This window comes from Rhizobium sp. AQ_MP (assembly GCF_014237835.1).
In the GTDB taxonomy this organism is placed as follows: Bacteria; Pseudomonadota; Alphaproteobacteria; order Rhizobiales; family Rhizobiaceae; genus Allorhizobium.
Window position 1 is genome coordinate 112,782 of record NZ_JACJVI010000006.1, and the last position, 12,482, is coordinate 125,263.

The following is a 12,482-nucleotide window of genomic DNA, read 5'->3' on the forward strand; positions in this document are numbered from 1 at the left end:
TACTGCTTGCTCACAAAACGGTGACTCGCCAGGGGTGGCAAGGGGGCGAAATGGCAGGTTTCACAAGGCGTGCGCTGCTGGTCGGCGGCGGTGCTGCGGCTGGTGCGATGGCGACCCATTTCCTTGGTCGGGAAACAATAGGGGGCGGGACAGGGCTGCCGGTTACGCCTGCGGATGCCCCCGGCGACATTCTCAACGATGCAAGCCAGCTGTCACCAACGCGTGTTTCCAAACATCTGGTTCTGGCCGATGACCGAAAGGACGCGTTGATCGAAACCGTCAGGAGCGAGCTTGCGGAGGCTAAGACCGCAGGTCGCCCTGTCGTGCCAAGTGCCGCCCGCCATTCGATGGGTGGCCAGAGCCTTCACAGCGGTGGGACGGCACTTACTCTCGATCGCGGCTGGCTGGATGTCGATCAGGCCGCAGGCACATGCAGGGTTTCGGCGGGCATGCGCTGGAGCGAGGTGATCACCCGCCTTGATGCGATCGGTTTTTCGCCCAAGGTCATGCAGTCCAACCATGATTTCGGTGTGGCGAGCACCTTCTCCGTCAACGCCCATGGCTGGCCGGTCCCGTGGAGCGCCTTCGGGTCCACGGTCCGATCGATCACGATGCTGCTGCCGGATGGCGGGATGGTCATCTGCTCCCGGCAGGAAAATCCCGAACTCTTCAACCTGGCCATGGGAGGCTACGGCCTCTTCGGCGTCATCGTTGAACTTGAGATCGAGATCGTCCCGAACCGCAATCTTGCACCCACGTTCGACCATGTTGCGGGCGAGGAGCTCGGCCTGCGCTTCATGCAAGCTCTTTCGGCCGACAAGACCATCGAAATGGCCTATGGCCGTCTCGACGTGGCCATCGACGGCTTTTTCGAACGGGGTCTGCTGATCACCTATCGCCCGACGGAGGACCAGACGGATATTCCGGCCGCCAGCGGGTCGGGTATCATCAGCCATATCGCGGCCGGCGTGTTCCGTCGTCAGGTCGGGTCGGATCGCGTCAAGAACTTCCGCTGGATGCTGGAGTCGGCGATCAGCCCGGCGCTCACATCGGGTGTCGCGACCCGCAACAGCCTGATGAACGAGCCGGTTGTCACGCTCGATGATGGCGATCCGGGACGCACCGATATCCTGCACGAATACTTCGTCGCTCCTGAACGCTTCGCGGATTTTGTACGGATCTGCCGCGAAGTCATTCCGTCCTCCTATCAGGAACTCCTGAACATCACCCTGCGCTTCGTCGATACCGATCGCGACAGCGTTCTGGCCTACGCCACCGTACCCCGCATCTGCGCTGTCATGCTGTTTTCCCAGGAAATGTCCGTGCGGGGCGAAGAGGACATGGCGCGCATGACCCGCGCTCTAGTCGACCGGGTCACGGAAATCGGCGGCAGCTATTATCTGCCCTATCGTCCGCATCCGACGCTGGACCAGTTGCGTCGCGCCTACCCACGTGCCGACGAATTCGCGGCTGCCAAGCGCCGCCTCGATCCGGGGCTGCTGTTGCAGAATGGTCTCTGGACCAACTACATTTCAAGGATTTGAGAGGTTACCCATGACGACCGTTCGCAAGATCGCCTTTGCCTATGCCGCCATTCTGTTCGTCGTCGCGGGCCTGAACTATATTCCAGGTTTGACGGATGCCGAGGGCAGGGCGTTTGGCATCTTCGCACTCGATATCTATGACGACCTGCTGCATCTCGCATCCGCGCTGTGGGCCGGAACCGCCGCGTTCCTTTCGACCCGCGCCGCACGCAGCTTCCTTCTCTATTTTGGCATCCTTTATCTGGCCGACGGGCTCCTTGGCCTGGCAACCGGTTCCGGTTACCTCGATCTCGGCATCATCAACTACGGCATCCAGGACCTGCCTTTCGGCTTCAAGATCCTGGCCAACATGCCGCACATTTCTCTGGGCGGGATCGCGGTCTTGTCCGCCATTCTGTTTCGCAAGGAGGCCTGAATGGCAAGGCTGCTGCGGTTGCTGAAATGGCTCTCGCTTTCGGTGGTGCTTTTCGTCGTTGTGCTGCTCATCCCCGTCGGTTATGTCGAAACCTTCTGTAAGGCCGAGCCTGAAGATCAGGCTTTTGCGCCCCAGATCACCGAGCCGGCCTTCGTCCGCGCCGAAGCCAACAGCTATCTGACCTATCCGGAATGGCACATCGTCTATGCCTATGAGGGGCTGGCGAATGTCATGAAGCTCAGTGATGAACATGCATTCGGCTATACGCGCAGCGTCGTCGGTTTCTGGGCTTCCTTCTGCGCTCTCAATCGCGAAGCGGATCGCCACGGTGGCGCCGATGCGGCCACGCGGCGGACAATCCACGTCATCGGCGTAAGCTTCACGCTCGAGATGGGGATGAAGGCATTGTATGAGGAGACGGTGGGCCGCCTCTTTGCCCTTCTCAGGGGAGCGGAAAAGTCGCCACAGGACCTCTATGCGCTGACGATGGCCGAGGACTATGGCCGTTTTCTGCACCAGACGCCGTGGTACAAGTATGATTTCGATGGCTCTGTCGGAAAGCTCTGGGCCGAACCTGTCACGTCGCTGCGCAGCTGGGAGCGCAGGCTGGCACTGGGCGGTGAATGGAAGGCGAAGGCAGCCTATGCCGATGTGATCGCCAGCGCCGTTGCCGCCACGGGGCAGGCACAACTGACAATCCGTTCGCTGGTGTCGGGGATCCCGGCTGCGGATCTTCGGGCGATGCCCGACGTCACTGTCATTGAAGAGCGAGGCGACAACGGCGTACTCATCGAAACGCCCCGCTATCGGGCCTTCACCGTCATTCTCCGGCAAATTGCGGAGCGCAACGGCACAGTGCTCGAAGTCGCCGGCAATGACGACATAATGGTCAGCGCGCTGGCGCCCTCGGCCCCGAGCCAGCTTGGTTACGCCACCGTCATCGCCGACATCAATCGGGATGGCTTTACCGGCCGCCGGCTGCTGCTGCAGGCCAAGGTCCGTGATCTCTCTCTCCTGTTCACTGAACTCAAGTCTGCAGGCTTCGAGCTGGAACATGTCTATGACTACTGAACCGGACATACGCAGGACAGCGGTTCAACGCCTCGTTCGCAGCGGCGCCGTTCTCTTGGGTATCGTCGGCGTCTGGTTCAGCGCGCTTGCGGCCTCGACAGCGATCCTGGGCCCTGTCGGCCCGGCAGTCCTTGTGCTTGGATCGGATATCCCCGCACGCCTTCCGGACGGTGCCGGCATCCTGCGGGCGAACGGCGGGCGCACCATTGTCTCCGCCCCTGATGCGGCTTTCGTCCGAAGCCTTTATGCCCATGGCGCCTGGCTGGTGCTGCCGGCGCTGCGCAACGGCTGCATGGATTTGCGCCCGGCTTAGTCAAGGTGGCTGCGGCCATTCGCCTCCGCGCGCCAATTGATCCGCAAATGTCGTTCTCCGTATTGCTCTCGTGACTGCGGAAGTTTAAGACCCCACAGCATCAAACGCTTTTGAGGAGCCAGCGATCATGTCGAACACCGATGCCTTCTTTTCTCGTTCCCTCGCCGATACCGATCCGGAAATCTTCGGTGCGATCGAGAAGGAACTTGGTCGCCAACGTCACGAGATCGAGCTGATCGCCTCTGAAAACATCGTCTCCCGCGCCGTGCTCGAAGCCCAGGGCTCGATCATGACCAACAAGTATGCGGAAGGTTATCCGGGCAAGCGCTACTATGGCGGCTGCCAGTTTGTTGACATCGCGGAAGAACTCGCAATCGAGCGCGCCAAGAAGCTCTTCGGCGTCAACTTCGCCAACGTTCAGCCCAATTCCGGTTCGCAGATGAACCAGGCCGTCTTCCTGGCGCTCCTGCAGCCGGGCGACACCTTCATGGGCCTTGACCTCAATTCGGGCGGTCACCTGACCCATGGTTCGCCGGTCAACATGTCCGGCAAGTGGTTCAACGTCGTTTCCTACGGCGTGCGTGAAGACGACCACCAGCTCGATATGGACGACGTGGCCGAGAAGGCGCGCACCCACAAGCCGAAGCTGATCATCGCCGGCGGCACCGCCTATTCCCGCATCTGGGACTGGAAGCGCTTCCGCGAGATCGCTGACGAGGTCGGCGCCTATCTCATGGTCGACATGGCCCACATCGCCGGTCTCGTCGCCGGTGGCCAGCATCCGTCGCCGTTCCCGCACTGCCATGTCGCGACCTCCACGACCCACAAGTCGCTCCGTGGTCCGCGCGGCGGCATGATCCTGACGAACGACGAGGATCTGGCGAAGAAGTTCAACTCGGCCGTCTTCCCGGGCCTCCAGGGTGGTCCGCTGATGCATGTCATCGCCGCCAAGGCCGTCGCCTTCGGCGAAGCGCTGCAGCCGGAGTTCAAGGATTACGCCGCCCAGGTCGTGAAGAACGCCAAGGCTCTGGCAGAGACCCTGATCAAGCAGAATCTCGACATCGTTTCCGGCGGCACCGACAACCACCTGATGCTGGTCGACCTGCGCAAGAAGAACGCCACCGGCAAGCGTGCAGAAGCCGGTCTCGGCCGCGCCTACATCACCTGCAACAAGAACGGCATCCCCTTCGATCCAGAAAAGCCCTTCGTCACCTCCGGCATCCGTCTCGGTACCCCGGCTGGCACCACGCGCGGCTTCAAGGAAGCGGAGTTCACCGAAATCGGCAATCTGATCGTCGAAGTTCTCGACGGCCTGAAGGTTGCCAATTCCGATGAGGGCAATGCGTCCGTCGAAGCAGCCGTTCGGGACAAGGTCGTTGCCCTGACGGACCGCTTCCCGATGTACCCTTACATGTAAGGCATACGGCTGATGCGCTGCCCCTTCTGCGGATCGGATGAAACCCAGGTCAAGGACTCGCGACCGGCGGAGGACAACAGTTCCATCCGCCGGCGGCGCATCTGTCCGGATTGCGGGGGGCGCTTCACCACATTCGAACGGGTGCAGCTGCGCGAGTTGATGGTCTTGAAGAAGACCGGCCGCAAGGCGCCGTTCGACCGCGACAAGCTGGTGCGGTCCTTCAAGATCGCACTGCGCAAACGCCCCGTCGATGCCGAGCGCATCGAACGTGCCGTATCCGGTATCGTGCGTCGTCTCGAGAGCTCAGGCGAAACGGAGATTTCTTCGGAGGAAATCGGCCTTCAGGTGCTGGAAGCCCTGAAGACCCTCGATGACGTAGCATTCGTCCGCTACGCCTCGGTTTATCGCGACTTCAGCCATGCCGAGGACTTCGAGAACGTCATCTCCGAGATCAACGCAAAGATCTCCCGAGACAGCACGGCGGACTGACGTGTCCATTACGGCCCGCGATGAACGGTATATGCGGGAGGCAATCGAGCTCTCGCTCACGCATGTCGGGCGCACCGGCCCCAACCCGTCCGTCGGATGTGTGATCGTCAAGGATGGTGAAATCGTTGGCCGTGGCGTGACCGCGCTTGGCGGCCGGCCGCATGCCGAGCCGCAGGCTATCGCCGAAGCCGGCGCGAAGGCAAGGGGAGCAACGGCCTATGTCACGCTCGAACCATGTTCCCACCATGGCAAGACCCCGCCTTGCGCCAATACGATCGTGGCAGCCGGTATTGCCCGCGTGGTCGTCGCCGTTGCGGACCCCGATCCGCGAGTCTCGGGTCGTGGCTTGAAGATCCTTGCGGACGCCGACATCGAGGTCACCATCGGCATACTGCAGAAGGAAGCCCGTCGTGCGATGGCCGGCTACCTCACTCGGCAGACGAAAGGACGACCGCAAGTAATTTTGAAACTTGCGGTCTCTGCCGACGGCATGCTGGGCCGGCAGGGTGCCGGGCAAGTCGCCATCACCGGAGCGGATGCGCGGTCGGATGTGCATCGGCTGCGGGCTCAAAGCGACGCGATTCTGGTGGGGATCGGCACCGCGATTGCCGACGACCCGGAACTGACCGTGCGACTTCCCGGCCTGGAGGATGCGTCGCCGCTCAGGGTCGTGCTCGACCGCAGGGCGGAATTGCCTTCTTCCTCAAAATTGGCATTGACAGCGCGGAATTACCCGGTGCTCGTCGCGGTGTCGCCGGGTGCTTCGGAGCATTGTGCTTTGCTTCGGGAGAAGGGTGTCGAAATCGTTGAAGTCGGCGGGATCGAAGAACTGCTCGCCTTGCTGGCGCAACGCGGCATCTCCACCCTGATGGTTGAAGGCGGAGCCCGCGTCGCCGCCGACCTTCTAGGACGGGGACTGGTGGACCGCATTCACCTCTATGATTCAAAGCTGAATATCGGCGACGGGGGGATTGCCTCGCCGATAACCGCCGATCGCCTGCCGGCTGGCTTCGTGATGACCGAGGCGCGGCAGATCGGGGCCGACAGACTGCAGATCTTCGAGCGTCTGCCGGCCTCCGCCTGGGTTTAGTTCCAGAACAGCAATATCAACAGAATGAGCGGGATCGGCACGCCGACCAGCCAGAGAAGAATGCCACGGCCCATGGGGTGTCTCCTTGGTGTGTTGTGAGGCAACCTCCTCCGGGCTGCCTTTCCATCTGACAACACTTCGTCGAGCCTAAAGGTTCCGCGCGCAAAAAAAGCCCCGTGCCACAGGGGTCACGGGGCCAAGTCGAAAGACTGGAAGAGGGAATGTGCCCTGATCAGCGTACGTAGAAGGTCACGCCCCCCTTGGCGGTCTGCTCGGCGCCGACAATGTCGGTCACTTTGACTTTCTGGCCTTCAAGCTTCGATGCGAGCGGTCGGTTGGCAATGACTGCAGCCTGAACCACGCGGGCCTCCGGGGAGGAGGGGGAAACCACGCTGAACTTTTGGCGTGTGGCATCATTGCTCTTCAGCGAGTTGATCCTGACCACGCGGAACCCTGCTGGTGACATGGATTGGATCGTGCTTTCGATCTTGGCTTTGTGCGCAGCGGCAGCCGAAGGCATGGCGGCCTGGCTTTGTGCACCGAAGGCGACAGCAGACAGAGCGGTTGCGGTGAGGATGGTGGCAAAGCGATTCATGGTCGTGTCCTTTCTAGGATGGTTGCGATGGCGGGGGATTCCGTCGCTCGCTTGCAGGGCCGAAGCTCACTCCGATTTGTGGCGGAATATGGCCGCTAAGTTGCTGAAAATAATAAAAAATATGGCATGCAATTAGCCCGATTTCCGCCAGCTTTAGCGAGACTGGAACAACAAGCCTGTGTCGGCTTTTGCAGGCGTGTCGGGCGCGTCCCTCTCGGCACTCGCCGAGCTTGTTGCAAAAACGCTTGCCTTCCGGGAAATGGCGTGGTTTGACCGCGTTTCTGTTCGGCCAGGGGCCGCAATCACATTCAAGATCGGACGAGACCCATGGGAAACAAGACGGCTCCGCCGCATTTGCTGATCGTCGAGGCACGCTTCTATGACGATATGTCGGACGCTCTCCTGGATGGCGCCAAGCACGCGCTCGAAGAGGCCGGCGCGACATTCGACGTGATCACGGTACCCGGTGCGCTGGAGATCCCGCCGGCCATCGCCATGGCGCTTGACGCCATGGACGATGAGGGGACGCAGTACGACGGCTTCATCGCGCTCGGTATGGTCATCCGCGGTGAGACCTATCACTTCGATATCGTCGCCAACGAATCCTCCCGCGCCCTGATGGATCTCGCCGTCTCCGAGTCGCTGGCCATCGGCAACGGCATCATGACCGTCGAGAATGACGAGCAGGCCTGGGCCCGCGTCAAGCGCAGCGAGAAGGACAAGGGCGGTTTCGCAGCCCGTGCGGCCCTTTCAATGATCGAACTGAAGAAGAAGCTGGGTGGCTGATCGATGACTGGTGAAGGCAAACATCCGGTGAAACCGGCAAACCAGCGCGGCGCAGCCCGCCTCGCAGCCGTCCAGGCGCTCTACCAGATGGACATCGCCGGCTCAGGCGTGCTCGAGGTGGTCGCCGAATACGAGGCCCATCGTCTCGGCCAGGAAGTTGATGGCGAGACTTATCTGAAGGCGGACGCCTCCTGGTTCCGCTCGATCGTCGCGGGCGTCGTGCGGGACCAGACCAAGATCGATCCGATGATTGCCAAGGCGCTCCAGGATGATTGGGCTCTTTCACGCATCGACAGCACTGTCCGCGCCATTTTGCGCGCCGGAACCTTCGAATTGATCGAACGCAAGGATGTGCCGATCGCCGTTATTGTAACGGAATATGTCGAGATCGCTCAGGCCTTCTTCCCCGACGACGAGCCGAAGCTGGTCAACGCCGTTCTCGACCGAATTGCAAAGCAGGTTCGCGCCCCCGCGCAAAAATAGGATGGGACCGATGAGCATGGCGACTGAGGCAGGGCTGGACGGACATCTTTCGACGGCCCGGCGGAATGTCGGTCTGCTCGCAGTTGCTCAGGCGATCCTGGGCTCCGCTCCACCGCTTGCCTTTGCCGTCGGCGGTCTGGCCGGTTTCCAGATGCTGGGTGCCGACAAATCGCTTTCGACCGCGCCGCTCACCGGCTTCAATATTGGTGTCGCCGTCGGCGCAATCGTCGTGGCAGCAGCGTCTCGCGTACTTGGCCGCCGTGAAAGCTTCATGGTTGGTGCCCTGATGGGTGCGCTTGGCAGCGCACTCGCAGCCTTCGCGCTGATCCAGTCCAACTTCTGGCTCTTCGCCTTCGCACTCCTCCTCATGGGCGTCTCGGGCGGCTTCACCCAGAAGATCCGCTTCGCCGCAGCCGATGCGTCGCCGAGCTTCTACAAGGGCAAGGCGATCTCCTGGATCCTTGCCGCCGGTATCATCTCGGCCATCGCCGGCCCCCAGATCGCGATCTGGTTCAAGGATGCCCTCGCGCCGGTCACCTTCGCCGGAGCCTTCCTGGGCATGGTCCCGCTGCTGCTGTGCGCGATCGTCGTCTTGTTCTTCCTCAAGCTGCCGACCATGGCCGAGAAGAAGGCCGAGGCATCGGGCCCGACCAGGCCCCTGCGCGAGATCGTCATGACCCAGCGTTTCATGACCGGCATGATCTGCGGCATCAGCTCCTATGCTTTGATGACCTTCATGATGACGGGTGCGCCGCTCGCCATGGTCGTCGGCTGCGGCTTCTCCTCGGACCTCGCGACCTTGGGCATCCAGTGGCATGTCATTGCGATGTTTGCGCCGAGCTTCTTTACCGGCGTGCTCATCACGCGCTTTGGCGCGGAGAAGGTGGTTGCGGCCGGCCTGCTCATTCTGATGGCCTGCGCCGTAATCGCCCATTGGGGTGTCGAGCTCTGGAACTTCTGGGGAGCACTCGTGCTGCTCGGTATCGGTTGGAATTTCGGCTTCATCGGCGCCACCGCGATCGTCGCGTCGAGCTACCGCCCGGCCGAGGCAGACAAGGTCCAGGGTTTCCACGACATCATCCTCTTCTCGACGGTCGCTCTGTCGTCCTTCTCCTCCGGCAAGGTCTTCACCGCCTTCGGCTGGTCTGTGATGAATCTGGTCATATGGCCGATTACCATTGCCTGCCTGTTGCTGGTGCTTCTGCAGCTGCGTGCAGCCGCCCGTAAACCCGCCTAAGTTCCCTCAGCAGCGCGAAATATGCGTACTTGACGCCGCCGAAAGCGCGACGCAATCTCGCCACGCGTTGACGAGGTCTCGGAGGAGGGGGCCTGAGTCTGCGAGTCACGGCCCGCGATGAGTGAGGCGCGGGCAATACGGGAGGGTATTGCGAATGACGGTTCTTCTAGGCGTAATTTTATGCGGGCTTCTGTCCGTGGTCTACGCGGTCTGGGCGACGCGCTCGGTGCTCGCTGCAGACCAGGGCAATGCCCGGATGCAGGAAATTGCAGGCTATATTCGCGAGGGTGCTCAGGCTTACCTCACTCGGCAATACCTGAACATCGCGATCGTCGGCGCCGTTGTTTTCGTCGCCACATGGCTTCTACTTTCCGCTTCCGCTGCGATCGGTTTCCTGATCGGCGCGGTCCTTTCCGGCGCGGCCGGCTTCATCGGCATGCACGTCTCCGTCCGCGCCAATGTGCGCACCGCACAGGCCGCATCTCACAGCCTCGCCGCAGGCCTCGACATCGCCTTCAAGTCCGGAGCGATTACCGGCATGCTGGTCGCGGGTCTGGCACTGCTGGGCGTGGCCATCTACTTCTACATCCTGACGGCGGTTCTCGGCCATGAAAGCGGCTCGCGCGAAGTGATCGATGCGCTGGTGGCACTCGGCTTCGGTGCCTCGCTGATTTCGATCTTCGCCCGTCTGGGTGGCGGTATCTTCACCAAGGGCGCTGACGTCGGCGGGGACCTCGTCGGCAAGGTGGAGGCCGGCATTCCGGAAGACGATCCGCGCAACCCGGCCACAATTGCCGACAATGTCGGCGACAACGTGGGTGACTGCGCCGGCATGGCCGCGGACCTCTTCGAGACCTATGCGGTCTCGGTCGTCGCGACGATGGTTCTTGCGGCGATCTTCTTTGCCGGTTCCGCCGCACTCGACATCGCGATGGTCTATCCTCTTGCCATCTGCGGCGCCTGCATCATCACCTCGATCATCGGCACCTTCTTCGTCAAGCTCGGCACCAACGGCTCGATCATGGGCGCCCTTTACAAGGGGCTGATCGTTACCGGGCTCTTGTCGGTGGCCGGTCTCGCCATTGCCACGTCGCTGACGATCGGCTGGGGCACGCTCGGAACCGTGTCCGGTATGGCCATTACCGGCGTCAACCTCTTCATCTGCGGCATTCTCGGCCTCGTCGTGACCGCGCTGATCGTCGTGATCACCGAATACTACACCGGCACCAACAAGCGCCCGGTCAACTCGATTGCCCAGGCTTCGGTCACCGGTCACGGCACCAACGTCATCCAGGGGCTTGCCGTTTCGCTGGAATCGACCGCGCTGCCGGCCATTGTCATCGTGGGCGGCATCATCGCGACCTTCCAGCTCGCGGGTCTCTTCGGCACGGCGATCGCGGTCACCACCATGCTCGGCCTCGCCGGCATGATCGTAGCCCTCGACGCCTTCGGCCCGGTAACGGACAATGCCGGCGGTATCGCCGAAATGTCCCACCTGCCGCCGGAAGTGCGCAAGTCGACCGACGCCCTTGATGCCGTTGGCAACACCACCAAGGCCGTCACCAAGGGTTATGCGATCGGCTCTGCCGGTCTCGGCGCGCTTGTGCTCTTCGCCGCCTATGCCAACGACCTGCAATACTTTGCCGCCAACAGCGCACAGTATCCGTATTTCGCGGATATGGGCTCGATATCCTTTGATCTCTCCAACCCCTATGTCGTCGCCGGCCTGATTTTCGGTGGCCTCATTCCCTACCTGTTTGGTGGGATCGCCATGACGGCCGTTGGCCGCGCGGCCGGCTCGATCGTCGAGGAAGTCCGTCGCCAATTCCGTGAAAAGCCGGGAATCATGCAGGGGACCGACAAGCCGGACTATGGTCGGGCGGTGGACATCCTGACCCGCGCAGCGATCAAGGAAATGGTCGTCCCCTCGCTCTTGCCGGTGCTTGCGCCACTCGTCGTCTATTTCGGGGTGCTCTTGATTTCGGGCTCGAAGGCGTCCGCCTTTGCCGCGCTCGGTGCGTCGCTCCTCGGCGTCATCGTCAACGGCCTGTTCGTCGCGATCTCGATGACATCGGGTGGTGGCGCCTGGGACAATGCCAAGAAAAGCTTCGAGGACGGCTTCATCGACAAGGATGGGGTGAAGCACCTGAAAGGCTCGGATGCCCACAAGGCCTCCGTCACTGGCGACACGGTCGGCGATCCCTACAAGGATACCGCAGGTCCTGCCGTCAATCCGGCGATCAAGATCACCAACATTGTCGCCCTTCTGCTTCTGGCGATCCTCGCAGGTTGAAGGCTGAAGGCTGAAACGAAAGAGACCGCGGAAGGCAACTTCCGCGGTCTCTTCTTGTGTGCTGTAACCGGATGACCCGAGGGCGCCCTAAACGGCTTACTGGCCGCTGAAGATGTTGCGCACCGTATTGGCTGCACTGCTGCCGCCCGACAGCATCTGCTGCAGGAAGGTGAGGTCGCGGCCGCCGGTCGGAGTCGTGCGGGAGATCGTATCGAAGACGCGGCCATCCTGCAGGGTGTAGTTGGCCCGCTGCGTGACGATGCCGTCCTTGTCGAAGTAGATTGCCAGAATCTGCTGGTCCACGAGCTGCGGCTTCATGAACGCCACAGAGCGGGTCCGCTTCTGCGAGATGTAGTAGAAGACTTCACCATCGAAAGTGGCCGTGGTCGAGGGTGTGCCGAGCGAAAGCAGAACCTGTTCGCGACTCGAACCAACCGGCACGAGATCGAGGGCCGCCTGGTCGACGACGTAGCCGTTGTGGAAGACCTCGGAGGTCTGGCAGGCGGAGAGGCTAAGAGTGACAGCAAGCGCAAGTGCGGTCGTGCTCAGAAGCTTTCTGTCCGACTTGAAATTCCGAATGTCCACGCAAACGTCTCCCATGACTGTCGATGGCATCCTCTGGATGCCGGATCGCTCTTGCGCATAGCATTGTGGCCTTTCCGGGGAAAGCTGCCATAACGCCTGCGCTGCCGTTTTGCCGGTCACTCTGCCGCGAGATGCGGCATCGGTGCCGGATATCGGCATTGCAA

At 61.7% G+C, this 12,482-nt stretch carries 13 protein-coding genes; 11 read left to right on the forward strand and 2 right to left on the reverse strand.

All coding sequences use genetic code 11. The features are described from left to right. Nucleotides 1–50 precede the first annotated feature (50 nt). From H6M51_RS11705 to ribD, 7 genes are all read left to right on the forward strand, one after another. On the forward strand, nucleotides 51–1,544 hold the full coding sequence (locus H6M51_RS11705; protein WP_185810031.1) for an FAD-binding protein: 1,494 nt from the start codon (nucleotides 51–53) through the stop codon (nucleotides 1,542–1,544). A 10-nt stretch (nucleotides 1,545–1,554) separates the two neighbouring features. After that, a complete protein-coding gene (locus H6M51_RS11710; protein WP_185810032.1) occupies nucleotides 1,555–1,959 on the forward strand; it encodes a DUF4383 domain-containing protein in 405 nt (134 codons plus the stop codon). Continuing rightward, complete coding sequence (locus tag H6M51_RS11715; protein ID WP_185810033.1) at nucleotides 1,960–3,030, forward strand: hypothetical protein; 1,071 nt, start codon at nucleotides 1,960–1,962, stop codon at nucleotides 3,028–3,030. Continuing rightward, nucleotides 3,020–3,343 (forward strand): hypothetical protein, encoded by a 324-nt coding sequence (locus H6M51_RS11720; RefSeq protein ID WP_185810034.1) that lies wholly within the window; start codon nucleotides 3,020–3,022, stop codon nucleotides 3,341–3,343. Before H6M51_RS11715 ends, H6M51_RS11720 begins: the two co-directional genes overlap by 11 nt. 127 nt (nucleotides 3,344–3,470) lie before the next feature. Then, nucleotides 3,471–4,760, forward strand: coding sequence for a serine hydroxymethyltransferase (gene glyA, locus H6M51_RS11725; protein WP_185810035.1), 1,290 nt, complete (start codon nucleotides 3,471–3,473; stop codon nucleotides 4,758–4,760). Between the two features lie 12 nt (nucleotides 4,761–4,772). Further along, nucleotides 4,773–5,249, forward strand: a complete 477-nt coding sequence (gene nrdR, locus H6M51_RS11730) for a transcriptional regulator NrdR (protein WP_185810036.1) — start codon at nucleotides 4,773–4,775, stop codon at nucleotides 5,247–5,249. Nucleotide 5,250: 1 nt separating this feature from the next. Next, nucleotides 5,251–6,339: a bifunctional diaminohydroxyphosphoribosylaminopyrimidine deaminase/5-amino-6-(5-phosphoribosylamino)uracil reductase RibD gene (gene ribD / locus H6M51_RS11735; protein ID WP_185810037.1), complete on the forward strand. Its 1,089-nt coding sequence runs from the start codon at nucleotides 5,251–5,253 to the stop codon at nucleotides 6,337–6,339. A 232-nt stretch (nucleotides 6,340–6,571) separates the two neighbouring features. On the opposite strand, the gene H6M51_RS11740 is transcribed toward ribD, so the two are convergent. Further along, nucleotides 6,572–6,934 (reverse strand): hypothetical protein, encoded by a 363-nt coding sequence (locus H6M51_RS11740; protein WP_185810038.1) that lies wholly within the window; start codon nucleotides 6,932–6,934, stop codon nucleotides 6,572–6,574. 327 nt (nucleotides 6,935–7,261) lie between these two features. Here H6M51_RS11740 and ribH point away from each other — a divergent pair, with 327 nt between their 5' ends. The 4 genes from ribH to H6M51_RS11760 all read left to right on the forward strand — a co-directional run bounded on the left by ribH (nucleotide 7,262) and on the right by H6M51_RS11760 (nucleotide 11,733). Further along, nucleotides 7,262–7,720, forward strand: coding sequence for a 6,7-dimethyl-8-ribityllumazine synthase (gene ribH, locus H6M51_RS11745; RefSeq protein ID WP_185810039.1), 459 nt, complete (start codon nucleotides 7,262–7,264; stop codon nucleotides 7,718–7,720). 3 nt (nucleotides 7,721–7,723) lie between these two features. Beyond that, complete coding sequence (gene nusB, locus H6M51_RS11750; RefSeq protein WP_185810040.1) at nucleotides 7,724–8,203, forward strand: transcription antitermination factor NusB; 480 nt, start codon at nucleotides 7,724–7,726, stop codon at nucleotides 8,201–8,203. A 10-nt stretch (nucleotides 8,204–8,213) separates the two neighbouring features. Continuing rightward, nucleotides 8,214–9,440 (forward strand): MFS transporter, encoded by a 1,227-nt coding sequence (locus H6M51_RS11755; protein ID WP_185810041.1) that lies wholly within the window; start codon nucleotides 8,214–8,216, stop codon nucleotides 9,438–9,440. 154 nt (nucleotides 9,441–9,594) lie between these two features. Continuing rightward, nucleotides 9,595–11,733, forward strand: coding sequence for a sodium-translocating pyrophosphatase (locus tag H6M51_RS11760; protein WP_185810042.1), 2,139 nt, complete (start codon nucleotides 9,595–9,597; stop codon nucleotides 11,731–11,733). Between the two features lie 96 nt (nucleotides 11,734–11,829). Here H6M51_RS11760 and H6M51_RS11765 read toward each other — a convergent pair whose 3' ends face one another. Further along, nucleotides 11,830–12,333, reverse strand: a complete 504-nt coding sequence (locus H6M51_RS11765) for an outer membrane protein assembly factor BamE (RefSeq protein WP_185810043.1) — start codon at nucleotides 12,331–12,333, stop codon at nucleotides 11,830–11,832. Nucleotides 12,334–12,482 lie beyond the last annotated feature (149 nt).

Coding starts and splice junctions, on each gene's coding strand:
- H6M51_RS11705 (WP_185810031.1), top strand. CDS start 51: ATGGCAGGTTTCACAAGGCGTGCGCTGCTGGTCGGCGGCGGTGCTGCG.
- H6M51_RS11710 (WP_185810032.1), top strand. CDS start 1,555: ATGACGACCGTTCGCAAGATCGCCTTTGCCTATGCCGCCATTCTGTTC.
- H6M51_RS11715 (WP_185810033.1), top strand. CDS start 1,960: ATGGCAAGGCTGCTGCGGTTGCTGAAATGGCTCTCGCTTTCGGTGGTG.
- H6M51_RS11720 (WP_185810034.1), top strand. CDS start 3,020: ATGACTACTGAACCGGACATACGCAGGACAGCGGTTCAACGCCTCGTT.
- glyA (WP_185810035.1), top strand. CDS start 3,471: ATGTCGAACACCGATGCCTTCTTTTCTCGTTCCCTCGCCGATACCGAT.
- nrdR (WP_185810036.1), top strand. CDS start 4,773: ATGCGCTGCCCCTTCTGCGGATCGGATGAAACCCAGGTCAAGGACTCG.
- H6M51_RS11740 (WP_185810038.1), bottom strand. CDS start 6,934: ATGAATCGCTTTGCCACCATCCTCACCGCAACCGCTCTGTCTGCTGTC.
- ribH (WP_185810039.1), top strand. CDS start 7,262: ATGGGAAACAAGACGGCTCCGCCGCATTTGCTGATCGTCGAGGCACGC.
- nusB (WP_185810040.1), top strand. CDS start 7,724: ATGACTGGTGAAGGCAAACATCCGGTGAAACCGGCAAACCAGCGCGGC.
- H6M51_RS11755 (WP_185810041.1), top strand. CDS start 8,214: ATGAGCATGGCGACTGAGGCAGGGCTGGACGGACATCTTTCGACGGCC.
- H6M51_RS11760 (WP_185810042.1), top strand. CDS start 9,595: ATGACGGTTCTTCTAGGCGTAATTTTATGCGGGCTTCTGTCCGTGGTC.
- H6M51_RS11765 (WP_185810043.1), bottom strand. CDS start 12,333: ATGGGAGACGTTTGCGTGGACATTCGGAATTTCAAGTCGGACAGAAAG.